Consider the following 22,719-nt stretch of genomic DNA (forward strand, 5'->3'; position numbering starts at 1 on the left):
CTCTAGCGATTGGTGAAATTCGGCTTCCGCTTCTCGGCAAAGGCTGCCATCCCTTCCTTCTGGTCGTCGAGCGCAAACAGCGAGTGGAACAGCCGGCGTTCGAAGCGCAGTCCCTCCGCCAGCGTCGTCTCGTAGGCGCGGTTGACTGCCTCCTTGGCCATCATCACCGATGGCAGTGAAAACTCTGATATCCTGGCCGCGGCCTTCATCGCCTCCTCGATCAACTCGCCGGCCGGCACGACGCGCGAGGCCAGGCCGCTGCGCTCGGCTTCGGCGGCATCCATCATCCGACCGGTCAGGCACATGTCCATGGCCTTCGACTTGCCGACAAAGCGGGTCAGCCGTTGCGAGCCGCCCATGCCGGGAATGACGCCAAGCGTGATTTCGGGTTGGCCGAACTTGGCCGTGTCGGCGGCAATGATGAAATCGCACATCATCGCCAGTTCGCAGCCGCCGCCCAGCGCATAGCCCGCGACAGCGGCGATCATCGGCTTGCGCGCACGGGTAAACTCTTCCCAGCCGACGAAGAAATCCTGCACATAGGCCTCCGCGTAGGTGACGGCCTGCATTTCCTTGATGTCGGCGCCCGCCGCAAAAGCCTTCTCGGAACCGGTGATGACCATGGCGCCGATGCCGGGATCGGCGTCGAACCCCTTTGCCGCCGTCAGCAAATCCGCCAGCACCTGCGCGTTCAGCGCGTTGAGCGCCTTAGGCCGGTTCAACGTGATCAGGCCGACCTTGCCGCGCGTCTCGACGATGATGGTTTCATAGCTCATGGGCTGGCCTCCTGGTTGCGGCACTGAAGGACCGTCTAGCTTACCGCTGGCACGTCCGGCAATAAAAGGTCGAGCGGCCGCTTTGCACGATGCGCTCGATGTGGCCGCGACAGCCGGGCGTCGGACAGGGCTCGCCTTCGCGATCGTAGACCGCGAAGGAATGCTGGAAATAGCCCAGCGACCCGTCTGTGTGCACATAGTCGCGCAGCGAAGACCCGCCGGCGGCGATCGCATCGGCGATCACCGAACGGATTGCCTCGGCCAGTCGTTCGCTCTGTTCCTTGGCCTTCTTGCTGGTCCCGGCGATGGTGCCTGCCTCGCGCAATGGCGAAAGGCCGGCGCGCCACAGCGCTTCCGACACATAGATATTGCCGAGCCCGGCAATCAGCTTCTGGTCGAGCAGCGCCGCCTTCAACGGCGATCTGCGGCCCTTCAGCAGAGAGGCGAGCAGGGCGCCTTCCAGCGCATTGCCGGTCGGCTCGACGCCCAGTCCCGCGAGCATCGGATGCGCCTCGGCCAGGCCTTCCGCAAACAGCATGAAGCCGAACCGACGCGGGTCGTTGAAGACCACGCGAGACTGGACGCCGACAGGCGACACGACATGGAACACCACATGGTCGTGCTTGGCATTCCTCGAGCGCTCTTGATGGAACGTGCCGGGCGTCTCTTTCTCATCGGCGGTCTCGATGCGGAACGAGCCCGACATGCCGAGATGGCAGATCATCACCGGGCCATCGTCCAGGTGTATGGTGAGATATTTGGCGCGGCGGCCAAGCGCGATGACCGTCTTGCCGGTCAGCCGCTGCGCAAATTTCGCCGGAAACGGAAATCTGAGATCGGGCCGGCGCGCCTCGACGCGTACGATCCGCGCGCTTTCCAGAACCGGCTGCAGGCCGCGCCGGACGGTTTCGACCTCGGGCAGTTCAGGCATGGCCGCCTATCGCCGCATGGAAGGAAGCGCCGTGGCGGCCGCGCGCCAGCTTGAGGTGTTCGGCGACCGTCTCGCCGATATCGGCGAAGGTGGTCCTGAGCCCGATGTCGCCGCCCGTGAGACCCGGTGCGGTGCCGATGACCGGGACGCGTTCGCGCGTGTGGTCGGTGCCTCGCCATGTCGGATCGTTGCCATGGTCGGCGGTGAGGATGAGCAGATCGCCCGGCTTCAGCTTTGCCAGTGCCTCGGGCAGCCGGCGGTCGAAGGCTTCGAGCGCTGCAGCATAGCCGGCGACGTCGCGGCGATGGCCGAAATCGGTGTCGAAGTCGACGAAATTGGCGAACACCAGGTCGCCGTCGCCGGCATCGTCCATCGCACCCAGCGCCTTGTCGAACATTGCCATGTTGCCGGGCGCCTTGCGTACTTCCGAGATACCGCGATGGGCGAAGATGTCGCCGATCTTGCCGACCGCGATCACCCGGCTGCCGCGCCCGGTCAAGCGGTCGAGCAGCGTCGGCTCAGGCGGCGGCACGGCGTAGTCATGGCGGTTGTAGGTGCGCTCGAAGGTGGCCGATGTTTCGCCCAGGAAAGGCCGTGCGATCACCCGTCCGATCTTCAGCGGATCGACCAGCCGGCGTACCGTCTTGCAGAACTCGTAGAGCCGCTCCAGGCCGAAATGAACTTCGTGCGCTGCTATCTGCAGGACGGAATCGACCGAGGTGTAGCAGATCGGCTGGCCAGTGCGGATATGCTCCTCGCCGAAGCGCTCGATGATCTCCGTGCCGGGCGCATGGCAGTTGCCGAGAATGCCCGGCACCTTACCCTCGCGGATCATCGCTTCGGTCAGTTCGGCAGGGAAGGTGGGCACCTTATCGGGGAAATAGCCCCAGTCGAACCGCACGGGCAGCCCGGCGATTTCCCAGTGACCCGACGGCGTATCCTTGCCGCTCGAAATCTCCTGCGCGGCGCCGTGGAAAGCGGAGGCTGAAACAGCGGCTTTGCTGTCGAATTGGAAGCCGGTTGCGGTTTCTGCTGCGCGGCCGAGACCGAGCGAAACCATGGTGGGCACCTTCAGCGGTCCCTCGCGCAGGCCCTCGCGATCGGCGCGGGCTTCCGCGCAGGCCAGCGCGATATGTCCGAATGTGTTCGAGCCGGCGTCGCCATAGGGTTCGGCATCGGCGGCGCCGCCAATGCCGAAAGAATCGAGAACGAAGAGGAAAGCGCGTGCCATCGGTGCCGTCATTGCCAGTCTGGTTGACCAGACATAAGGTCCCGTCGCGGCATTGGCAAATCGTAAACCAGGCGGCAACGGCCTGACGCGATGGTCGCGAAGTCGGGCAGGCGCGCTGTACGCATCCTTGAGACATGCGATGCGCTTCAAGGAACGGCGTGCGGGGCATGGATCGATGAGACGGGCTGACCTGGGTTGGAGTGCACTGGCGACCACTGTAGCGCTGCTGGCCTCGCAGCTCGCCGCGCACGCCGACTGGCGCGACCAGATCGGCACGTTTCGGATCGGCATCGTTGCCGAGCCGGGCGCCGGCAACACGGTTCCGGGTCTGGCCATGCTGACTGACGCCTACGGCAGGGCGCTCGGCATGAAGGTGGAATTCGTCGTCGCGCATGACTATGCGGCGCTGATAGAGGCACAGGCCATTGGCCGGATTCAGTACGCGGTCTATTCGGCGACCGCCTACGCCACCGCCTCGGAGCGCTGCGGCTGCGTCGAACCTCTTGTGGCGCCGGTCGATGCCGACGGTGCCACGGGCATCCGCTCCGTGCTTTTGACGCGCGACGGCAGGCTTTCCGATCTCGCGGCCCTGGAAACGCACCGCATCGCCATGGCGCCTTCCGACAATGTCGGCGGTTCGCTTCTACCGCTCGCCGGGCTGGCGGCCGACGGCATCAAGATCAGCCAGGATGCGCCATTCCTCGCTCATGCCGGCTCGGCTGCCGCCGCAGAAGCGATGCTGGTCGATGGCCAGGCCGATGCCTTGTTCGGCTGGGAGCGGGCCACGGCGGAAAACCGGACGGCGATTGCTGGCGATCAGCCGGCTGATCCGGACGGCACGGCGGCGCGACTGGAGGCGGCGGGCATTCCAGAAGCCGCGCTCCAGATCATCTGGACCTCCGGCGTGCTCAGATACGGCCCTCACGCCGTCCGCAGCGATCTCGACCCCGAAGCCAAACGCCGACTGACCGTCTTCCTCACCAATCTCAGATCGCAGTCGCCGGAAGTCTACGATTTCGTGGAATCGAAACATTCGGGAGGGTTCACGCTCGCCGCTGCGAGTGACTATGCGATGGCCGATTCCATCGTGCGCCTGGTGTCGGGCAGCACCGACAGCGGCGCGCAATAAAGCCGGGGTCGGATGGGCCAGAGCTGCTTCAGCAATCGCTGCAGGGGATCGACGTGGTCCGGCGCGGCCTGAGATAGTAGGTTTCGCTCATCGTTATCTTGCCTTCGTTGAAGGCCGAGATAAATCCGAGCGGCTTTTCGGAGCCTTCCGACCAGGAGATGATCGGTTGGTATGCTAGAGTGGTTTTGACACGAATGAGGAAAGTCCCCGCAACATTGAGCGTCGCCGGAACGGTGGTGGAAGTTGTCGGGTTGGAGTCGCGGCCAGTCTTCCCATCCAGCACGCTCCAGGACCACGCCACCTTTGCTTGCGGTATCGGATTGTTCGGGTCGGTTCTGATGTCGATTGCCGTAATGGAGATATTGGCGACCGAGCGGTTGTAAGGCTGAAGGCTGGAGTTGCCGATCTTCATGATGTCGGTGAGATCTGCGTTGACCACCGACGTTTGCTGCGTGACGAGGTCGGCAACCATGGAGCTGATGCGGCTGACCTTCTTGCTGGCCTCGATGGCTTGCGAGGCCTCCATCGTAATGAAATACATGATCAGCAAGACAGGCACGATGAGGGCAAACTCGACGGCCGCTATGCCGCGCCGATCGGAAAAAAACCGCGCCGCTCTCTTCCAGCTAACCGACATCCCCGGATGTGCCCCCGCACGAAACATGCACTTTTCCTTTTGCTTACACGTGCAATTTCAGTTGTCAAATGGCTCGTTTTGCCACGTTGTCGTCGCGTAATGCAGAGTCTTGCCGCCATCCATATTCGACATGTATTGAGCCATGAAATCGGTCATGACCGGCCAAGGGTAAAAGACCCGCAGCATGTTCTTTGATTCTGCCGGACCTATTGTAGGGGTCCCGAAAGCCGGGTCCTTGCCTGTATCCGGATCCTTGCCCGTCAGCGTGATGGTCGAGCCGGAAATCGTGAAACCCGCACTGGCTGCCCCGGCAAAGGTCTTGAACGGGCGCAGATCCACCAGCAAACCGGGGCAACCCTTCGCGACAATGATCTCGAGTCTGGCGCAGACCAAGCCCTTCAGCTTCTCTTCCGTCACATCGGCTTGCCTCAACTGGCCAGTACGCAACTGACGGGCGATATCATCGGTGATGTTGGCCATCACCTCCTGTCCGGCAAATGAAACGCAGCTCTCGAGGATGGCGAAGACGAGAGCCGCAAACGGTAGCGCAAGCATCGCGAATTCTATCGCCGTGCTGCCGCGCCGATCACGAAGGAAACGACGGGCAAACGTCACGCGCCCTGCCTTGGCCTTGCAGATCTCGCGTTCTGAATCCTCGTCCAAAACGTCGCCCATATCCCGTTCCTGCGATCCTGATGCGGTACCGTCAGCACCACTATCAAGAACCCATTTAGCTCCGGTTTGAATGACCGTTAAATTCGACCAGGCGACATTAACCGGCCGCTAACCGACGCGGCTTTCCCGAGACAATCGAGCCAACTGAGGCGCTTACTGCCCAGCGCTCATCTCGGCTTCGGACGACTTTTCCGAGTCGCTCTTGTACGAGCTTTCGCAATAGGGCGTGCAGGACATGGTCTGTACCGAGGCGCGCCTGTAGATACGCACGGACGACGCGTCCTGGCGCACCACGGTCACCTGCTCGTCGACGATCGGGCTGCCATCGTGGTCGAGGACAACCAGATTGGTGACGCCGAACCCCTTGCCAGTCAGTACGATCGTCGATGCATCCTGGACGGAGGCGTCGGCAATCGCCGGATTGCCGACGACTATGGTGTCGGCGGGGCGTGTCAGTTTGACGATCTTGGCCTGATTCATCGTCACTTCGATGCCGGCTCCGGCCTTGGCCGGCAGCACAAAAGCCGGGACGGCGAGAAGCGCGACAAGCAGGAATGACGATTTCATGGCAGTCATCAAGGCGCTCCACAGCGGCAAAACTTGTTCAAAGAAACATGAAGGAGATTGGTGAACCAACGGTTAAACCCTTGACCGGCGCCGGGGTATTCGCACCAATCCTGCTGCCAGCTAATGTAACAATGCATCCTGCCGATAGCCGTGAAATTACAGCTCTTCACGGGCAGGCGAGCTACTGTCCAGCGTTTAGTTTACGGTTAACCACGCAAGCTGTTCGAAGCGGGAAAGGAATCGGTAAGGCTGTTTATTAAGCCGATTGAAAGAGCTTCTCCGTAGATTGGCAGCATCCGATCAACCACCACAGAAGTTGACGGAAGTGCTGTAACACGTGGAGTAGGAGCTCTCGAATGTCTAATCTCATCGCACGTTTCGCGAAGGACGAATCCGGCGCGACCGCTATCGAATACGGTCTGATCGCCGCTCTCATCGCGCTTGCCATCATTTTTGGCGCTGGTCAGCTCGGCAACGCCCTGAACAACAAGTTCATCGCCATCGCCGGTAAGGTGAGTGGTTCGTAATACCCTGGTTGCCTTAGAGATAGGGGCCGCCTGACTGGCGGCCCTTATTTCATCGCGTCGGGCGGTTTTGAGTAACCCAGTCTCATCGATCGTTAATCATATATGTCTAGGCTGAGGCTGGACACAGTTGGCAACAGGGTGTCGCGCCCATGCTCGAAGCGTTGATCTTCGTCATCTTTCCTTTTTGCATGCTCTTCGCCGCGATCTCCGACATGCTGTCGATGACGATCGCCAACCGCGTACCGGTGCTGCTGCTGGCGGTGTTTGCGCTGGTTGCGCCGCTGACGGCCATGGACTGGGCAACCTATGGCTGGCATTTCGCCGCCGGCGCCCTAGTGCTGGCCGTGACGTTCGGTCTGTTTGCACTCGGCGGCATGGGTGGCGGCGACGCCAAGCTGCTCGCCGGCACCGCCGTCTGGATGGGGTTCAACATTCACGTTGTCGAGTATCTCGTGATATCGACGTTCATCGGCGGACTGCTGACGCTCGCCATCCTTCTCTACCGGAAATCGCCGCTGGCGATTTACACCAGCCACAATGTATTCCTGCGCCATTTCGCCGACGACACGACTGGCGTTCCCTACGGCATTGCACTCGGCATTGGCGGGCTGCTGACCTATCCGGATTCACCCCTGATGGTTTGGGCACTGGCAAAGCTGGCGAACTGAAGCAGCAAGCAACCTTTGCCGCTCCGACATCGGTCTGAAAAGAGGCCGCTGGTCGCCCTTTCTGTCGTCGGAGCACGGGTCCGTCCAATTTATGTAAACCTTAAATTAATCACGATCGTAAGCATTGCATTAACCTTGTTTTGACGATTGCCGCTGCAAAGTCCGGCCTGGCTAGGTGGTTGCCTAAAGGCGAGGGTTCGGACAGATGCCAGCATCCCGACTGATTATTCTGGGCGTGGCGGTGGCTGCGGCGGGTGGTGCAGGTTATGTTGCCAAGAATATGGTGGCGGTCCCGCCCCAGCAGGTCGTCGCCGATGCCCCGCAGGCGCCGGCCATTGCCTTGCAGGATGTGCTCGTGCTTTCCGGCGACGTGCCGATGGGCAGCCCACTTGAGAACAATCTCAGCTGGGAGTCCTGGCCGTCCGATGGCATCAATGCGAATTTCATCACCCGTGCCGCCGAACCCGAAGCGCGGGAGAAACTGAAGGGCTCCGTCGCCCGCATGGCGATGTACACCGGTGAGCCGCTGCGGCGCTCCAAGCTGATCGGCGAGGGGCAAAGCTTCATGTCTTCGATCCTGCCCACCGGCATGCGTGCCGTCGCCACCGCGATCTCGGCTGACACGTCGGCAGGCGGGTTCATCCTGCCCAACGATTTTGTCGACGTCATCATGACCCGCAGATCCGACACCGGCAACGGCGGCAGCGGATTCACCACCGAGACCATCCTCAAGAACATCCGCGTCCTGGCGATCGATCAGACCATCCAGGAGGACGAGGAAGGCAAGAAGACCAGGGTCGGACAGACGGCGACGCTGGAGCTGACGCCGCAGCAGGCCGAGATCATAACCGTCGCCCAGCAGATGGCCGATCGCCTGACGCTGGCGCTGCGCTCGATCACCGACAACAAGGAAAAGGGTACCGATGAAGCCGACTACCTCGTTTCCGGCAGTGGGCGGCGCGGAACGGTGCGGTTGATCAAATCGGGCGAAGTTTCCGAAGTAGGGGCAAGGAAATGAGGTTAGTCGCTAAACTGCCGGTCACCATGGCTGCAGCCGTCGGCCTGCTTTTCCTCGGAGCCCATGCAAGTGGCCTCGGCGACGCCAAGGCCGCCGGAAAGAGCGTCGGGGTCACGGCCTCGACCGCCACGCAACGTGTCAAGCTCGGCCTCAACAAATCGGTCGTCATCGATCTGCCGAGCGACGCCTACGACATCCTTGTCGCCAATCCCGCGGTCGCCGATGCGGTGACCCGCACCGCAAGGCGCATCTATCTGTTCGGCAAGTCGGTGGGCGAAACCAACATCTTCGTCTTCGGTCCCAATGGCGAGCAGATTGCCAGCCTGGATCTGGCCGTCGAACGCGACGTCGCCGGATTGGAAGACTACCTCAAGCGCTTCCTTCCGAATGCCGAGATCAAGGTCGAATTGCTGAACGACAACGTCGTCCTGACCGGGACGGTGGATACGCCGCTCGATGCCAAGCGCGCCGTCGATCTGGCAACCATCTTCGTGTCCGGAGGTGAAGCGACGACGGGCCAGTATTCGCAGACCGCGGCCGGCGGCAATGCCAATGGCGGCGTCGACATCAACAACCCGGATGCCGAACGCCGGGTCTCGAAGATCGTCAACCTGCTACAGATCATCGGCGACGACCAGGTGACGCTGAAGGTGACCGTGGCCGAAGTCAGCCGCTCGGTGATGAAGCAGCTCGGCGTCAACATGGTTGGCAGCGGCAGCATGGACGGCATCGCTTACGGTGCGCTGAGTTCGCCCAACTACGGTTTGGGAAAGCCGCTTTCGCAGAATTCAGGCTTTAACTTGGGCGGCAGTGGCCTCAAAGCCTACATCAATGCCATGGAGCAAAGCGGCGTCATGAAGACGCTTGCAGAACCGACCCTCACCGCGGTTTCGGGCGAGAAGGCAACGTTCAGGGTCGGCGGCGAATTCAATCTCATCACGGCACGTACGAACAACGTTTCGACCGACAACCAGACCGGCCAGGTCACCTACACCAACGAAAAGCTGGAATACGGCATAGGCCTCGAGTTCCAGCCCGTTGTGCTGTCGGCGGGTCGGATCAGCCTCAAGGTCAGAACATCGGTTTCGGAGCCGACCTCGGAAGGTGCTACCACCCTGGAAGGCGGCGGCAGCTTGCCCGGCCTGACGCTTCTGTCGATCCGCAAGAGACTTGCCGACACCACCGTCGAATTGCCGTCGGGCGGTTCGATGATGATTGCCGGCCTCGTTCGCGACGACGTCCGCCAGGCTGTATCGGGCTTGCCCGGCCTGACCAAGATCCCGGTGCTCGGCACGCTATTCCGCAGCCGCGATTTCGTCCGCAATGAAACTGAACTGGTCATCATCATCACGCCTTATCTGGCTCGGCCGGTGGCGCGCAACGACCTGGCTAAGCCGGACGACAATTTCAATGCCGCCGGCGATGGTCCGGCCATGTTCCTTGGCCGCGTCAACCGCGTCTACGGCACCATGCAGACCGACAAGCCCAACGGCCGCTACCACGGCGTTGTCGGCTTCATCTACAAGTAAGCGGGGAAGCGGACATGTCTCAGTCAGCATCAAAGGTACTGGCGATTGCCGCAACGGCATGGTCTGGCCGTGGCCGGATCCGCCGATCGGCAATGCCGATCCTGGCGGTCGCGATCGCCGCCTCGCTTGCCGGTTGCGCTAAGCGCGACAGCATCACGGTTGGGGCGATTCCCGATGATTATCGCACCACGCATCCGATCGTAATTGCTGAGAAGAACCAGAAGCTCGACCTCCCGGTCGGCGCCGGCGATCGCGGCATGACCGGCTCGCAGCGCGACACGCTTCTGGGCTTCCTCGACGGTTACGACAAGAGCGCTGCCCCGGCGCTGACGATCGCAACCCCGATCGGCTCGGCTAATGAGGTCGCGGCGACTGCCGCGGCGCGCGATTTCGCAAGGCTGGCGGTTGCCAGCGGCATCAAGCTAAACCGGATCGTGGTGACCTCCTACCAGTCGGTTTCCCCGGAAGCGTCGGCGCCTATCCGCGTTTCCTATATTTCGGTGAGAGCCCAGACCGACAAATGCGGGCGCTGGCCCGAAGACATCCTCGAAACCTCCGAAAACAAGCACTACGCCGATTACGGCTGCTCGTCTCAAAACAACCTCGCCGCGCAACTCGCCAATCCGACCGATCTGCTCGGGCCAAGAAAGTCGTCCGACATCGACGCCGAGAACCGCGGCGCGGTGATCGACGTCTACCGCGGCAGAGGTATTTCGGACGAGTTCCTCGGCAATTCGGAAGTGACGTACTAGGAGCGCCGGTCCCGCGTAGAGACCGGAAGAGAAGTCACGGAAAAGAGCATGACAATGAGCAATCTTGCCTACGATACGCCCGTAGACGGCGGCGACAGCTCGCAATTGGATATTGCCGCGATGCAGGCGCTGCGGCCGGTTCCGCGTATTTCCATCCAGGCATTTTGCGAGACGGAAGGTGTCGCGCATCCGGTGGAGCGGGCCGGCGAGGATCGCCGCATGGCCAAGGCGCATCTGAAAGTGCATATGGGCGGCATCGCCACGGCGATCGAATTCTACCAATCCGCGCCGACGCCGAACCTCATCCTTCTGGAGTCGCGCAGCGAACCGAAGCAGTTGCTGGAGCAGCTTGCCCAGCTTTCAGAATATTGCGATCCCTCCTCTAAAGTCGTGGTGATCGGCCACTACAACGATGTCGGTCTTTACCGCGAACTCATCCGCTTCGGTATTTCCGAATACGTCATCGCGCCCGTGTCGATGGCCGATATTGTCTCGGTGGTTTCGTCGATCTTCGTCGATCCGGAAGCCGAGCCGATCGGCCGCTCGATCGCCTTCGTCGGCGCCAAGGGTGGCGTCGGCTCCTCGACCATCGCCCACAATGTGGCGTGGGCGATGTCATCGCTGTTCAAGTCGGAAGTGGTCGTCGCCGATCTCGACCTGGCTTTCGGGACGGCCAACATAAACTTCGACCAGGACCCTGCGCAAGGCATCGCCGAGGCCGTGTTTTCGCCCGAACGCGTCGACGAGGTTTATCTCGACCGTCTGCTTGCCCAGTGCGCCGAACATCTGTCGCTGCTCGCCGCGCCCTCCACCCTCGAACGTGTCTATGATTTCGATCCCGATGCCTTCACGCAACTCATCGATACCGCCCAGCGCAGCGTGCCGCTGCTGGTGCTCGACGTCCCCCATATCTGGACGGGCTGGACCAAGAACACACTGATCAAGGCCGACGAGATCGTCATCACTGCGACGCCGGAATTGGCCAATCTGCGCAACACCAAGAATCTGGTCGATATGCTGACGCGGCTTCGCCCGAACGATCCGCCGCCGAAACTGATCATCAATCAGGCCGGCGTGCCGAAACGGCCCGAGATTTCCGCTTCCGACTTCGCCGAGCCGCTCAGCCTCACGCCGATGTCGGTCATCGCCTTCGACCCGTTGTTGTTTGGAAATGCCGCGAACAACGGCCGCATGCTGGGCGAGATGGATCCCAAGAGCCCGGTCGTCGGCATGATCAACGAAATCGCGCACGTGCTGACCGGTCGCAGCGAAATCAAGGCCAGGAAGAAGGCAGGCCTTGGCGGCCTCCTCGGCAAGCTCTCGCGTAACAAGAAATGACGCTTCTCAAGCGAAATTGGTAGTCGATCATGTTTGGAAAAAGAGGCTCCGACGACGGCGGCCGGTTCACCCCGGAGTTCCGTCAGCCAGCGTCAGCGGCGCCGGCTGCTGCAACGCCTGCGGAGATGGCGGTACTTGCCCGACCCCCGGCAGCGCCGCCGCCGGGAGCGCTGGCAACGCCGCCAACTCGCCGTGCCGTTGAGGCGCCGTCGATGGCGCCGGAGCCGCCAAAAAAGATCCAGCGCGAAAAAAGCGAAACCTACTACGACACCAAGAGCCAGGTCTTCTCCGCGCTCATCGACACCATTGACCTGTCGCAACTTGCGAAACTCGATCCCGAGAGCGCGCGCGAGGAAATCCGCGATATCGTCAACGACATCATCGCCATCAAAAATTTCGCAATGTCGATCGCCGAGCAGGAAGAGTTGCTCGACGACATCTGCAACGATGTGCTAGGCTACGGGCCGCTGGAACCGCTGCTCGCCCGCGACGATATCGCCGACATCATGGTCAACGGCTCCAAGAACGTCTACATCGAAGTCAACGGCAAGGTCGAACAGACCGGCATCCGCTTCCGCGACAATCAGCAGCTGCTCAACATCTGCCAGCGCATCGTCAGCCAGGTTGGCCGCCGCGTCGACGAATCGAGCCCGATCTGTGACGCCCGTCTTCCTGACGGGTCTCGCGTCAACGTGATCGCGCCGCCGCTCTCCATCGACGGCACCGCGCTCACCATCCGCAAGTTCAAGAAGGACAAGCTGACGCTCGATCAGCTGGTCAAGTTCGGCGCCATCTCGCCGCAGGGCGCCGAGATACTCAAGATTATCGGCCGCGTCCGCTGCAACATCGTCATCTCCGGCGGTACCGGCTCCGGCAAGACGACGCTGCTCAACTGCTTGACCAACTATATCGACCGCGAGGAACGCGTCATCACCTGCGAGGACTCGGCCGAACTGCAACTGCAGCAGCCGCACGTGGTACGTCTCGAAACCCGCCCGCCCAATCTCGAGGGCGAAGGCGAGGTGACCATGCGCGACCTGGTCAAGAACTGCTTGCGCATGCGGCCCGAACGCATCATCGTCGGCGAAGTGCGCGGACCGGAGGTTTTCGACCTGCTGCAGGCGATGAACACCGGCCATGACGGGTCGATGGGAACGATCCACTCCAACAGCCCGCGCGAATGCCTGAACCGTATCGAATCGATGATCGCCATGGGCGGCTATTCGCTGCCGCAGAAGACCGTGCGTGAAATCGTCGTCGGCTCCGTCGATGTCATCATCCAGGCAGCACGCCTTCGCGACGGCTCGCGCCGCATCACCCACATCACCGAGGTGATCGGCATGGAAGGTGACGTCATCATCACGCAGGACATCGTGCTCTACAACATCAAGGGCGAGGACTCGAACGGAAGGCTGCTTGGCGAGCATGTGTCGACCGGCATCGGCCGTCCGCATTTCTGGGATCGCGCCCGCTACTATGGCGAGGAACAGCGCCTCGCCAATGCTCTGGAATCGATGGAGAAACGCGCTGACTAACGCATATCCAGGCGTGGGGACTGAGGTAATGTTCGGAATTGATACCACCGTACTGGCGTTCATCGTGCTCGCCGGCTTCAGCGCCGGTGCGGTCGCCTATGCCTTCCTGTTCACCAAGATGAGCAACGACAAGCAGGCCGGCAAGCGGCTCGAGACGATCAAGGCCGCCGAGACCGATCGTTCGGTCGTGAAGGCTTCGCGCGACCGTGTCGCGGAGGCGGTCAAGCGGCGTAAATCTGTCCAGGACACGCTGAAACAGCTCGACGAAAAGCAGAAAACCAAGGAACTCGCCGTCAAGAAGCCGCCGTTGAAGGCCCAGATTCGTCAGGCCGGCATGCAGGTCTCGATCGAGCGTTTCTATATCTACTCCGTCATTTGCGGCATCGCGCTGACGGTGCTCGCCTATCTCGCCGGCGCGCCGCTACTTGTCCTGCCGGGTACGCTTCTGGCCGGCGCGCTCGGCCTGCCGCGCTGGTTCGTCTCGTTTCGCCGCGCGCGCCGGGTAAAGGCGTTCCTCAACGAATTTCCCAACTCCCTCGACATCATCGTGCGCGCCGTCAAATCCGGCCTGCCGCTCAATGACGCCATTCGCCTGATCGCCAATGAATCGCCGGAGCCGGTCAAGACCGAGTTCCGCCGGATCGTCGATTCGCAGCAGGTTGGCATGTCCATCCCCGACGCCACCTTGCGCATGGCTGAGACCATGCCGTGCAGCGAGGCAAGTTTCTTCGGAATCGTTATCCAGATCCAGTCACAGGCCGGCGGTAATCTCTCCGAGGCGCTAGGCAACCTTTCGCGCGTGCTTCGCGATCGCAAGAAAATGAAGGCCAAGGTCCAGGCGCTGTCCATGGAAGCGAAGGCGTCGGCCGTCATCATCGGCGCGCTGCCTATTGTCGTCGCCCTTCTCGTCTATCTGTCGAGCCCGAACTACATCATGCCGCTGTTCACCACCAGCACCGGCAATCTGATCCTTGGCTGTTCCGGCGTGTGGATGTCGATCGGCATTCTGGTGATGCGCAAGATGATGAACTTTGAAGTTTAGGCCCACCTTGGAAAGCTCGAACGAAAAGACTGAAAACGGATGACCGACCAAGTCATAAAATCGCTGACCGATCCTGCCTTCCTGATCGCATTGCTGGTCGGCGTTGCGGTGTTCGCGACCGTCTTCACGTTGCTGCCGGCGCTTGGCGGCAATCAGCTCAAGGCGCGCATGAAATCGGTGGCGCTGGAGCGTGACGAATTGCGCGCCAAGCAGCGCTCGCGGCTTGCCAACGAAGCCGATCGCCGCCGCAAGGGGCTGCGCGAAGAGCAGTCGATCGGCATGCGCAACATCGTCGACAGGCTCGACCTGCGGCGTGCGTTGGCCGATGAAGGCACGTTGCAGAAGCTCAAGGTGGCGGGCTTTCGTGGCCAAAACCCGCTGACGCGCTTCCTGTTTTTCCGCCTGATCCTGCCGTTTGTGGGTTTCGCGCTGGCAGCGATCTATCTGTTCGTGCTCGGCGGACTGCCTGACCGGCCGGCCTTCGCGAAACTGTTCGTCTGCATTCTCGTCGCCTACGCCGGCTTCTACGCGCCGATCCTTTACGTCAACAATCGTGCCGCCAAGCGCAAGCAGTCGATCCAGGCGGCGTGGCCGGATGCGCTCGACCTGATGCTGATCTGCGTCGAGTCGGGCATGTCGGTCGAGGCTGCCTTGCGCAAGGTCTCCGAGGAGATCGGTTCGCAATCGGTGGCGCTGGCGGAGGAATTCGTGCTGACCAATGCCGAACTCTCTTATCTGCAGGAACGCAAGCAGGCTTATGAAAACCTGTCGGCTCGTACCGGCCTGGAATCGGTGAAGTCAGTGTCCCAGGCACTGGTCCAGGCGGAACGCTACGGCACACCCGTGGCGCACGCATTGCGCGTGCTGGCCGCGGAAAGCCGCGACATGCGCATGAATGCAGCCGAGAAGAAGGCCGCCGCCCTGCCGCCGAAGCTTACCGTGCCGATGATCCTGTTCTTCCTGCCGGTTTTGTTCGCCATCATTCTGGGCCCAGCCGGCATTCAGGTCAGCCAGCGCGGCATCTTCGGCGACCAGCACAATTCCTCAAGCCAGTAGGCCTCGTTGCAGCCATACAAAGAGCCGCACTGCCAATGCAGTGCGGCTCTTGGCTTTCAGCGTTGATGCGTGGACGGATTTTGCGCTGTGCGGAGCCGGCGCCCATGCGGCGCTCAGTTGGTCGCCGCCTTTGCCTTGTCCTGATCCTTGAGCTGGCTCCAGGCGTTCTGCTGGGCAAGCATCTGGCGAAGATAGGCTACATTGGCTTGCGCCTGTTCCGGCGAAAGCTCCTGCGAGGCGATCTTCTCGGCCTCGTCGAAGCGGCCCTGCAGTCCCACGACCAGCGCAAGGTTCTGGCGCACCCGGCTGTCGGCATTCGGTTGCTGGGCTGCCGAGCGCATATAGGTCTCGGCGGTGCGCAGATCGCCTTCCAGCACATAGGACATGCCGAGATTGGAAAGGATCGAGGGTTCGTTCGGCTTGAGGTCCAGCGCCTTGCGGTAGTTCTGGCGCGCTTCATCCTTCTGGCCAAGCTGGTCGAGAATGGCGGCCTCGGCCGACATCAGCCGCCAGTCCGGATATTCCGGCGTCTGCGCCCGGCGCACGGCGTCGAGCGCCGGCTCGAACTGGCCGTTGGCGGCCAGCGCCTTGCCGTAGGCGGCAAGCACGTCGCGATCCTTGGGGTAGGCGATCGCCAGCTTGCGCATCACGGCAAGCGACTGGTCGGCATCGCCGTCCATCTGGAGCGCCGCCGCAAAATTTGTCGCCAGCCGCTTGTCGTTGGGGTTCTTTGCGTAGGATTCGCCGAGCCGCCCGGTTGCCCCGTGCAACTCGCTGGCCGACATGGTTTCCAGCGGTTTGCCGCTGGTGCGCCCGATCGAGCCGGTCGTGAGCTTGCTGGTTCCGCACCCGGCAACACCGGCCGCCAGCGCCATCAGCAGTGCCGTGGTGACCAACCGTTTGCCCGTGACGTTCATCCTGCGGTTGGTGGGCATCGGCACGGGGCTCTCCATTCCTGCGCGTGGCCATTCACGTGGCCATCTTCATCCCCGCAGAAATATTCTGTTAACCCTAACGGACAGTTAAAAAGCGAGCCGTCGGATCGGTGAACGGCCCGCCGGAAGCCTTTGGCCTGGCAGTCCCATGCCGGCCCCTGTGCATAGATGTTGAAATCATCCGACGTCCCTGTCACTTGACTGAGGACGACCTGCAAGCCTCCCGGAGACCATCGAATGCCCGTCGAACTCATCGAGACACTAAACACTGCCCTGCCGGTCCATCTGGTCGCGAGCGATGGACTGGAGGCCTTGGGGCTTTCGCCTTCCATGACCGCATGGGCGGCCGCCAACGGCTTTTCCGGCGAAGCCGGTAGGACGCTCGCCGTCCCCGGCGACAACGGGTCCCTTGCCGGCGCCTTGTTCGGCGTCGGTGATGGCGAGGGCGCGCTGGCCGTCGGCATGCTGGCGAGAGCCTTGCCGGAAGGCGACTGGCATTTTGCCGCCGCTCAAGCCGAGCCGGAACTCGCGGCCATAGCCTTGGTGCTCGGCGGTTACGTCTTCACTCGCTACGGAAAGAAATCAGGCAAGACGCTGCGTTTTGCGCTGCCGCTCGGCGTAGATGCAGGACGCGTCCGGCGCATCGCCGACGGCGTCTTCCTGGCGCGCGACCTCGTCAACACGCCGACCAGCGACATGGGACCGGACGAGTTGGAGAAGGCCGTGCGGATCCTGGCGGCCACTCACAAGGCCGAGGTGTCGGTGATCAAGGGGGATGATCTCCTGAAGCAGAATTTCCCGATGATCCATGCGGTCGGCCGGGCCTCGGTCGGAGCGCCGCGACTGATCGACATGGTTTGGGGACCGGAAGGCGCGCCGAAGGTGACGCTGGTCGGCAAGGGTGTCTGTTTCGACACTGGCGGCCTCGACATCAAACCGTCGTCGGGCATGCTCTTGATGAAGAAGGATATGGGCGGCGCCGCCAATGTGCTGGGCCTGGCCTCGATGATCATGGCTGCCGGGCTGAAGATCCGGCTGCGCGTCCTGATCCCAGCGGTCGAGAATTCGATTGCCGGCAACGCTTTCCGGCCTGGAGATGTACTGACCAGCCGCAAGGGCATTACCGTCGAGATCGGCAACACCGACGCCGAAGGGCGGCTGGTGCTGGCCGATGCGCTGGCGCTGGCCGATGACGAGGAGCCGGAACTGCTGATCGACATGGCGACGCTGACCGGGGCAGCGCGTGTCGCGCTCGGTCCCGATCTGCCGCCTTTCTACACTGGCGACGAAGCGCTGGCGTCCGAACTGGCTGCGGCCTCGGTGGCCGTCGAGGATCCGTTGTGGCGCATGCCGTTGTGGCGGCCCTATGACGCCAGGCTGGCGTCGAAGATCGCCGACATCAACAACGTCACCACGGACGGTTTCGCCGGCTCGGTCACCGCGGCGCTGTTCCTCAAGCGCTTTGTCGAACGGACAACGGGCTGGGCGCATTTCGACATCTTCGCCTGGAACCCGTCCGATCGCCCCTATGGACCCGCCGGCGGCGAGGCGCAAGGCATCCGTGCACTGGAGCGGGTCATTTCGAGGCGCTATGCCTAGGGTCGTGAGCAAAGCACACTGCCTCTAAACTGAAACGGAACCGAAACAATTTGCCGTCATGCTCGCGCGATGTCGATTTCGATGCGTCCGAGCCAGGCGATGCGACTATGGCAGCAGGTGATGCTGTCGCAGGTGCGCGCCGGCGCGCCAGATCTCACCATGCGCCAGACGGCGATCCTGTTCACGATCTATCTCGACCCGCCGCCGCACACGGTGCGCGGCCTGGCAGCCCGCCTCAATGTCACCAAGCCGGTCATCACCCGCGCCCTCGACACTATGGGTGCGCTGAAACTGGTGTCACGCCATCGCGACGAGCTCGACAAGCGCAATGTGCTGATCCGGCGCACGGTCGAAGGCGCGCTCTTTGTCGAGCGCTTCGGGGATGGTATCGTTGCCAGGGCTCATGAACTGCCCATCTGATCAATCCATGAATTAGAACGAGTACCGATTTGACTGCCAGGGATGCCCGCCTCCACGCCTTCCGTTCCGACCTCGCCGATGCAAGGCTGAAAGGGGAGGTTTCGGCCGATCGCTTCGTCACCGGCCGTCGGGCTCGGATCACGGCCTCCGTGGCTGACGTGCGCAAGGCACCGCGCCCGGATGCCGGCGTCAACACGCAGGTACTGTTCGGCGACGATGTGCTTGTCTTCGAGGAAGCCGAAGGCTGGGCCTGGGTCCAGGCCGAACGCGACGGCTATGTCGGCTACGTCGGCGCCACCATGCTGGGCGCACGCGAGCATGCGCCAACCCACATCGTCACGGCGCCGCGCACTTTTCTCTATCCAGGCCCGGATCTGCGCTTTCCGATCAGCGGGCAATTGTCGATGGGCTCGACGGTGACGGTGAGGGGCGCTGCCGAAACGCGCGGCACGCACTATGCGCTGTTGCCTTCCGGCGAGGCGCTGATCGCCGGCCATGTGCGCCCGGTCAGCGATATCGCCGCCGACTATGTCTCGGTCGCCGAGATGTTTATCGGCACGCCCTATCTCTGGGGCGGCACCTCCGGCTTCGGCATCGACTGTTCTGGCCTCGTGCAACTGGCCATGCGCATGGCCGGCCGCAATGTGCTTCGAGATTCCGACATGCAGGCGGCAGGCCTGGGCGAGCCGCTCGATCCGGGATCCGATTATGCCGGGCTAAAACGCGGTGACCTCGTGTTCTGGAAGGGGCATGTCGCCGTTATGACCGACGCCGAGACCATGATCCACGCCAACGGCCACACCATGCTGGTCTCGCGCGAAGGGCTGAAGGATGCGGTTGATCGGATTGGGTATCTCTATGGCGGGCCGACTGGGTTTCGGCGGCCTTAGCGCCTCTTCCTTCGCCCCGTTCACGGGGAGAAGGTGCCCGAAGGGCGGATGAGGGGCGGCGCCAGCGATTGAAAGCTCGCGCTGTCCCTCACGTGCCTGCCGGCATCCTCTCCCCGTACGGGGTGAGGGCAACTCACCCGATCACCTTTTGTTCCGATTTTCCTTGGCGATCGCGCGCCGTCGCGCTACCTCTTTCGCGTGACCGAGCAGCCGCGCCTTGCCAAACAAAATGCCGCCGTCCTTCTGCCCGAGCCATTCATCAGATGGTTTGGCGAAAAAGGCTGGTCGCCGCGCGCTCACCAGATCGAGCTGCTGGCGAAGGCTCAAGCCGGGCAATCGGTGCTCTTGATCGCACCGACCGGCGCCGGCAAGACACTGGCCGGCTTCTTGCCATCGTTGACCGAACTGGCCAACCGCCCCAGACGCAAAGCCGGTATGGCACGGCGCGGCATCCATACGCTCTACATCTCGCCGCTGAAGGCGCTGGCCGTCGACATCGAGCGCAACCTCGGCAAGCCGGTGGAGGAGATCGGCCTGCCCGTCACCATCGAGACGCGCACCGGCGACACGCCTTCCCACAAGCGGCAGCGCCAGAAGCTGGCGCCGCCCGATATCCTGCTCACCACGCCCGAGCAATTGGCGCTGCTGATTGCGGCCGGCGATGCCGGGCGCTTCTTCGAGGATCTGCGCTATGTCGTGCTCGACGAGTTGCATTCGCTGGTGACATCGAAACGCGGCCATCTGCTGGCGCTCGGGCTGGCGCGGCTGCGCAGCATCGTGCCCGGCCTGCAGACGATCGGTCTGTCGGCAACGGTGGCCGAGCCCGACGAGTTGCGGCGCTGGCTGGTGAGCCAGAATCCGCCCAAAGGCCTGGCAAGTCCCGATATGTCTGAGCTCATCGTCGTAACCGGCGGCGCGAAGCCCGAAATCTCGATCCTCGATTCGGAAGAGCGCGTGCCATGGGCCGGCCATTCGGCGCGCTATGCGACGCCGGAAATCTACCGCGAGATCAAGCGCCACAAGACCACCCTGCTGTTCGTCAACACCCGCAGCCAGGCCGAGCTGCTGTTTCAGGAATTGTGGCGGGTCAACGAGGATACCTTGCCGATCGCGCTGCATCACGGCTCGCTCGATGTCACCCAGCGCCGCCGCGTCGAGAAGGCGATGGGAGACAATGCCTTACGTGCCATCGTTGCCACCTCGACGCTCGATCTCGGCATCGATTGGGGCGACGTCGATCTGGTCGTGCATGTCGGGGCGCCCAAGGGCGCCAGCCGGCTGGCGCAGCGCATCGGCCGTGCCAACCACCGCATGGACGAGCCGTCGAAGGCGATCCTCATCCCGGCCAATCGTTTCGAGGTGCTGGAGTGCCGGGCAGCGCTGGACGCCAACTATCTGGGCGCCCAGGATACGCCGCCGCTGGTCAATGGCGGGCTCGATGTGCTGGCCCAGCATGTGCTGGGCTGCGCCTGCGGAGCGCCGTTTCGCGCCGACGATCTCTACGAGGAAGTGCTGACAGCAGCGCCCTATGCCAGCCTCGACCGGCCGACATTCGACCGCGTCATCGATTTCGTCGCCACCGGCGGCTACGCACTGAAGAACTACGAGCGCTACGCCCGCATCCGCCTCAACAAGGACGGCATGTGGCGGGTCTCCAATCCCCGCGTCGCGCAGCAATATCGGCTGAACGTCGGCACCATCATCGAGGTGCCGGCGCTCAATGTGCGTTACGTCAAGGCCGGCAGCAAAGGCTCGGCTTCGCACGGCGGCCGGGCTCTGGGCAAGATCGAGGAGGCCTTCCTCGAAACGCTGACGCATGGCGACACCTTCATGTTTGCCGGCAAAGTGCTGCGCTTCGAAGGCATCCGCGAGAACGAATGCTTCGTCTCGAATGCGCCGGGAAGCGACGCCAAGGTTCCTTATTATGGCGGCGGCAAATTTCCGCTTTCGACTTACCTCGCCGAGCAGGTGCGCGCCATGCTGGACGACCCGCAGCGCTGGAAGAAGCTGCCCGAGCAGGTATCGGACTGGCTGCGGTTCCAGGCCGACAAATCGGTATTGCCCAAACGCGACGACCTCTTGATCGAGACCTTTCCGCGCGGCAACCGTCACTATCTCGTCGCTTATCCTTTCGAGGGCAGGCTGGCGCACCAGACGCTCGGCATGCTGCTCACCCGCCGGCTGGACAGGGCCGGCGCCAGGCCGCTTGGCTTCGTCGCCACCGACTACGCATTGGCCATCTGGTCGCTGGGCGATATGGGCGCGATGTTCAAATCGCGGAAACCTTCGCTTGGCGCTCTGTTCGACCAGGACATGCTGGGCGACGACCTCGAGGCTTGGCTGGCCGACAGCTGGCTGCTCAAGCGCACCTTCCGCAACTGCGCGCTGATTTCAGGCCTGATCGAGAAGCGCCACCCCGGCCAGGAGAAAAGCGGCCGTCAGGTCACCGTCTCGACCGATCTGATCTATGACGTGCTGCGCAGCCATGAGCCCGACCACATCCTGCTGCAGGCGACGCGCGCCGACGCGGCGACCGGTCTGCTCGATGTCAGCAGACTTGCCGACATGCTCTCGCGTATCCAGGGTCGAATCGTGCATAAGGCACTCGAACAGATATCGCCGCTGGCCGTGCCGATCATGCTCGAAATCGGCAAGATGCCGGTGAATGGCGAGGCCGACGAAACGCTGCTGATGGATGCCGCGACTTTGGTCGAGGAAGCCATGGGTCCTGGGATGGTTGAGGAATGAATTTTTCGCTGGCGCGGGCATCGCTGATCGCCGAGGCCGACTTTGTCGGCATCGCGGGCGAGCGCGCGGTCTGTGATTCGCGCGGCGTGCTCTATTTCCCCGATCTGAGGCTGCTCGCGGTCTCTGACCTGCATCTGGAAAAAGGCTCGTCCTTCGCCAGGCGCGGCGCGCTGATCCCGCCCTATGACACCGGCGCCACTCTGCTGCGGCTGCAAGCGGTGATCGCCGACTACCAGCCGGCCATCGTCATCAGCCTGGGCGACTCCTTCCACGACGGCGGCGGTGCCGAGCGCATGCATGCGAGTTTTCGCGAGCTGCTGGAAGCGCTGATGGCCGGCCGCGACTGGTTCTGGGTCGCCGGCAACCATGACCCGGAAGCGCCGGCGGATTTGCCCGGCGAGACGGTGCGCGAACTCGCCATCGGCTCGCTGCTGTTCCGCCACGAGCCGTCGAAGGTAAGAACCGAGGGCGAAGTTGCCGGCCATCTTCACCCTTGCGCCCGCATCGTCCAGCAGGGCCGCTCGGTTCGGCGGCGCTGCTTTGCCGGCGATGGCGGCCGCATGATCATGCCGGCCTTCGGCGCCTATACCGGTTCGCTCAACGTGCTCGACCGCGCCTATGCCGGGCTGTTCCGCCGCGAGACGTTGATAGCCTATATGATGGGCGCCGCGCGCATCTTCGCCATTTCCGGTTCGATGCTGCGGCCGGGCTAAGTT

At 62.7% G+C, this 22,719-nt stretch carries 23 protein-coding genes; 15 read left to right on the top strand and 8 right to left on the bottom strand.

The window, feature by feature from the left end; all coding sequences use genetic code 11:
- Positions 1-2 precede the first annotated feature (2 nt).
- From NKK52_RS28895 to NKK52_RS28905, 3 genes are read right to left on the bottom strand one after another with little or no spacing between them, the layout of a single operon-like run.
- Positions 3-776, bottom strand: a complete 774-nt coding sequence (locus NKK52_RS28895) for an enoyl-CoA hydratase (RefSeq protein ID WP_023681994.1) — start codon at positions 774-776, stop codon at positions 3-5.
- Between the two features lie 40 nt (positions 777-816).
- Complete coding sequence (gene mutM / locus NKK52_RS28900; RefSeq protein WP_023681993.1) at positions 817-1,707, bottom strand: bifunctional DNA-formamidopyrimidine glycosylase/DNA-(apurinic or apyrimidinic site) lyase; 891 nt, start codon at positions 1,705-1,707, stop codon at positions 817-819.
- Positions 1,700-2,938, bottom strand: coding sequence for a phosphopentomutase (locus NKK52_RS28905; protein WP_023681992.1), 1,239 nt, complete (start codon positions 2,936-2,938; stop codon positions 1,700-1,702). The genes mutM and NKK52_RS28905 overlap by 8 nt, the downstream gene beginning before the upstream one ends.
- A 175-nt stretch (positions 2,939-3,113) precedes the next feature.
- On the opposite strand from NKK52_RS28905, the gene NKK52_RS28910 reads away from it, so the two are divergent.
- On the top strand, positions 3,114-4,067 hold the full coding sequence (locus NKK52_RS28910) for a PhnD/SsuA/transferrin family substrate-binding protein (RefSeq protein ID WP_023681991.1): 954 nt from the start codon (positions 3,114-3,116) through the stop codon (positions 4,065-4,067).
- A 28-nt stretch (positions 4,068-4,095) separates the two neighbouring features.
- Here the strand turns inward: NKK52_RS28910 and NKK52_RS28915 are convergent, their stop codons facing one another.
- From NKK52_RS28915 to NKK52_RS28925, 3 genes are all read right to left on the bottom strand, one after another.
- Positions 4,096-4,731: a TadE/TadG family type IV pilus assembly protein gene (locus tag NKK52_RS28915; protein ID WP_023681990.1), complete on the bottom strand. Its 636-nt coding sequence runs from the start codon at positions 4,729-4,731 to the stop codon at positions 4,096-4,098.
- A gap of 30 nt (positions 4,732-4,761) precedes the next feature.
- Positions 4,762-5,379 carry a TadE/TadG family type IV pilus assembly protein gene (locus tag NKK52_RS28920; protein ID WP_050587055.1) on the bottom strand — a complete coding sequence of 206 codons (618 nt, stop codon included), beginning with the start codon at positions 5,377-5,379 and terminating at the stop codon, positions 4,762-4,764.
- Between the two features lie 153 nt (positions 5,380-5,532).
- On the bottom strand, positions 5,533-5,955 hold the full coding sequence (locus NKK52_RS28925; RefSeq protein WP_023681988.1) for a pilus assembly protein N-terminal domain-containing protein: 423 nt from the start codon (positions 5,953-5,955) through the stop codon (positions 5,533-5,535).
- Positions 5,956-6,302: 347 nt separating this feature from the next.
- On the opposite strand from NKK52_RS28925, the gene NKK52_RS28930 reads away from it, so the two are divergent.
- From NKK52_RS28930 to NKK52_RS28970, 9 genes are all read left to right on the top strand, one after another.
- Positions 6,303-6,473 carry a Flp family type IVb pilin gene (locus tag NKK52_RS28930; RefSeq protein ID WP_023681987.1) on the top strand — a complete coding sequence of 57 codons (171 nt, stop codon included), beginning with the start codon at positions 6,303-6,305 and terminating at the stop codon, positions 6,471-6,473.
- Between the two features lie 149 nt (positions 6,474-6,622).
- Complete coding sequence (locus NKK52_RS28935; RefSeq protein ID WP_023681986.1) at positions 6,623-7,141, top strand: A24 family peptidase; 519 nt, start codon at positions 6,623-6,625, stop codon at positions 7,139-7,141.
- A gap of 205 nt (positions 7,142-7,346) precedes the next feature.
- The gene (gene cpaB, locus NKK52_RS28940) at positions 7,347-8,159 is read left to right on the top strand and encodes a Flp pilus assembly protein CpaB (RefSeq protein WP_023681985.1); all 813 of its coding nucleotides are present in this window, start codon (positions 7,347-7,349) and stop codon (positions 8,157-8,159) included.
- A complete protein-coding gene (locus tag NKK52_RS28945; protein ID WP_023681984.1) occupies positions 8,156-9,688 on the top strand; it encodes a type II and III secretion system protein family protein in 1,533 nt (510 codons plus the stop codon). Before cpaB ends, NKK52_RS28945 begins: the two co-directional genes overlap by 4 nt.
- A 14-nt stretch (positions 9,689-9,702) precedes the next feature.
- Positions 9,703-10,440: a CpaD family pilus assembly protein gene (locus tag NKK52_RS28950; RefSeq protein ID WP_023681983.1), complete on the top strand. Its 738-nt coding sequence runs from the start codon at positions 9,703-9,705 to the stop codon at positions 10,438-10,440.
- A 54-nt stretch (positions 10,441-10,494) separates the two neighbouring features.
- The gene (locus NKK52_RS28955) at positions 10,495-11,778 is read left to right on the top strand and encodes a CpaE/TadZ family protein (protein ID WP_023681982.1); all 1,284 of its coding nucleotides are present in this window, start codon (positions 10,495-10,497) and stop codon (positions 11,776-11,778) included.
- Positions 11,779-11,807: 29 nt separating this feature from the next.
- Positions 11,808-13,313, top strand: a complete 1,506-nt coding sequence (locus tag NKK52_RS28960) for a TadA family conjugal transfer-associated ATPase (RefSeq protein ID WP_023681981.1) — start codon at positions 11,808-11,810, stop codon at positions 13,311-13,313.
- Positions 13,314-13,341: 28 nt separating this feature from the next.
- Positions 13,342-14,355 carry a type II secretion system F family protein gene (locus NKK52_RS28965; RefSeq protein ID WP_023681980.1) on the top strand — a complete coding sequence of 338 codons (1,014 nt, stop codon included), beginning with the start codon at positions 13,342-13,344 and terminating at the stop codon, positions 14,353-14,355.
- Positions 14,356-14,394: 39 nt separating this feature from the next.
- The gene (locus NKK52_RS28970) at positions 14,395-15,411 is read left to right on the top strand and encodes a type II secretion system F family protein (RefSeq protein WP_023681979.1); all 1,017 of its coding nucleotides are present in this window, start codon (positions 14,395-14,397) and stop codon (positions 15,409-15,411) included.
- Between the two features lie 113 nt (positions 15,412-15,524).
- On the opposite strand, the gene NKK52_RS28975 is transcribed toward NKK52_RS28970, so the two are convergent.
- Positions 15,525-16,346, bottom strand: coding sequence for a tetratricopeptide repeat protein (locus NKK52_RS28975; RefSeq protein ID WP_023681978.1), 822 nt, complete (start codon positions 16,344-16,346; stop codon positions 15,525-15,527).
- A gap of 237 nt (positions 16,347-16,583) precedes the next feature.
- On the opposite strand from NKK52_RS28975, the gene NKK52_RS28980 reads away from it, so the two are divergent.
- The 3 genes from NKK52_RS28980 to NKK52_RS28990 all read left to right on the top strand — a co-directional run bounded on the left by NKK52_RS28980 (position 16,584) and on the right by NKK52_RS28990 (position 19,255).
- Positions 16,584-17,945 carry a leucyl aminopeptidase family protein gene (locus tag NKK52_RS28980; protein ID WP_023681977.1) on the top strand — a complete coding sequence of 454 codons (1,362 nt, stop codon included), beginning with the start codon at positions 16,584-16,586 and terminating at the stop codon, positions 17,943-17,945.
- 69 nt (positions 17,946-18,014) lie between these two features.
- The gene (locus tag NKK52_RS28985; RefSeq protein WP_023669596.1) at positions 18,015-18,365 is read left to right on the top strand and encodes a MarR family winged helix-turn-helix transcriptional regulator; all 351 of its coding nucleotides are present in this window, start codon (positions 18,015-18,017) and stop codon (positions 18,363-18,365) included.
- 29 nt (positions 18,366-18,394) lie between these two features.
- Positions 18,395-19,255 (top strand): C40 family peptidase, encoded by an 861-nt coding sequence (locus NKK52_RS28990; protein WP_023681976.1) that lies wholly within the window; start codon positions 18,395-18,397, stop codon positions 19,253-19,255.
- Between the two features lie 141 nt (positions 19,256-19,396).
- Here the strand turns inward: NKK52_RS28990 and NKK52_RS28995 are convergent, their stop codons facing one another.
- Positions 19,397-19,591, bottom strand: a complete 195-nt coding sequence (locus NKK52_RS28995; protein ID WP_245260071.1) for a hypothetical protein — start codon at positions 19,589-19,591, stop codon at positions 19,397-19,399.
- Between NKK52_RS28995 and NKK52_RS29000 the strand changes: the two genes are divergently transcribed.
- Entirely contained in the window at positions 19,499-22,003 is a 2,505-nt protein-coding gene (locus NKK52_RS29000) for a ligase-associated DNA damage response DEXH box helicase (protein WP_245263045.1), read from the top strand. The genes NKK52_RS28995 and NKK52_RS29000 overlap by 93 nt on opposite strands.
- Positions 22,000-22,716 carry a ligase-associated DNA damage response endonuclease PdeM gene (gene pdeM, locus NKK52_RS29005; protein ID WP_023681974.1) on the top strand — a complete coding sequence of 239 codons (717 nt, stop codon included), beginning with the start codon at positions 22,000-22,002 and terminating at the stop codon, positions 22,714-22,716. Before NKK52_RS29000 ends, pdeM begins: the two co-directional genes overlap by 4 nt.
- The last annotated feature ends 3 nt before the right edge of the window (positions 22,717-22,719 follow it).

This window comes from Mesorhizobium sp. C277A (assembly GCF_040324395.1).
In the GTDB taxonomy this organism is placed as follows: Bacteria; Pseudomonadota; Alphaproteobacteria; order Rhizobiales; family Rhizobiaceae; genus Mesorhizobium.

Excerpts from the sequence above, each read along its gene's own strand:
- NKK52_RS28895 (WP_023681994.1), bottom strand. The coding sequence starts at position 776 with ATGAGCTATGAAACCATCATCGTCGAGACGCGCGGCAAGGTCGGCCTG.
- mutM (WP_023681993.1), bottom strand. The coding sequence starts at position 1,707 with ATGCCTGAACTGCCCGAGGTCGAAACCGTCCGGCGCGGCCTGCAGCCG.
- NKK52_RS28905 (WP_023681992.1), bottom strand. The coding sequence starts at position 2,938 with ATGGCACGCGCTTTCCTCTTCGTTCTCGATTCTTTCGGCATTGGCGGC.
- NKK52_RS28910 (WP_023681991.1), top strand. The coding sequence starts at position 3,114 with ATGAGACGGGCTGACCTGGGTTGGAGTGCACTGGCGACCACTGTAGCG.
- NKK52_RS28915 (WP_023681990.1), bottom strand. The coding sequence starts at position 4,731 with ATGTTTCGTGCGGGGGCACATCCGGGGATGTCGGTTAGCTGGAAGAGA.
- NKK52_RS28920 (WP_050587055.1), bottom strand. The coding sequence starts at position 5,379 with ATGGGCGACGTTTTGGACGAGGATTCAGAACGCGAGATCTGCAAGGCC.
- NKK52_RS28925 (WP_023681988.1), bottom strand. The coding sequence starts at position 5,955 with ATGACTGCCATGAAATCGTCATTCCTGCTTGTCGCGCTTCTCGCCGTC.
- NKK52_RS28930 (WP_023681987.1), top strand. The coding sequence starts at position 6,303 with ATGTCTAATCTCATCGCACGTTTCGCGAAGGACGAATCCGGCGCGACC.
- NKK52_RS28935 (WP_023681986.1), top strand. The coding sequence starts at position 6,623 with ATGCTCGAAGCGTTGATCTTCGTCATCTTTCCTTTTTGCATGCTCTTC.
- cpaB (WP_023681985.1), top strand. The coding sequence starts at position 7,347 with ATGCCAGCATCCCGACTGATTATTCTGGGCGTGGCGGTGGCTGCGGCG.
- NKK52_RS28945 (WP_023681984.1), top strand. The coding sequence starts at position 8,156 with ATGAGGTTAGTCGCTAAACTGCCGGTCACCATGGCTGCAGCCGTCGGC.
- NKK52_RS28950 (WP_023681983.1), top strand. The coding sequence starts at position 9,703 with ATGTCTCAGTCAGCATCAAAGGTACTGGCGATTGCCGCAACGGCATGG.
- NKK52_RS28955 (WP_023681982.1), top strand. The coding sequence starts at position 10,495 with ATGAGCAATCTTGCCTACGATACGCCCGTAGACGGCGGCGACAGCTCG.
- NKK52_RS28960 (WP_023681981.1), top strand. The coding sequence starts at position 11,808 with ATGTTTGGAAAAAGAGGCTCCGACGACGGCGGCCGGTTCACCCCGGAG.
- NKK52_RS28965 (WP_023681980.1), top strand. The coding sequence starts at position 13,342 with ATGTTCGGAATTGATACCACCGTACTGGCGTTCATCGTGCTCGCCGGC.
- NKK52_RS28970 (WP_023681979.1), top strand. The coding sequence starts at position 14,395 with ATGACCGACCAAGTCATAAAATCGCTGACCGATCCTGCCTTCCTGATC.
- NKK52_RS28975 (WP_023681978.1), bottom strand. The coding sequence starts at position 16,346 with ATGCCCACCAACCGCAGGATGAACGTCACGGGCAAACGGTTGGTCACC.
- NKK52_RS28980 (WP_023681977.1), top strand. The coding sequence starts at position 16,584 with ATGCCCGTCGAACTCATCGAGACACTAAACACTGCCCTGCCGGTCCAT.
- NKK52_RS28985 (WP_023669596.1), top strand. The coding sequence starts at position 18,015 with ATGTCGATTTCGATGCGTCCGAGCCAGGCGATGCGACTATGGCAGCAG.
- pdeM (WP_023681974.1), top strand. The coding sequence starts at position 22,000 with ATGAATTTTTCGCTGGCGCGGGCATCGCTGATCGCCGAGGCCGACTTT.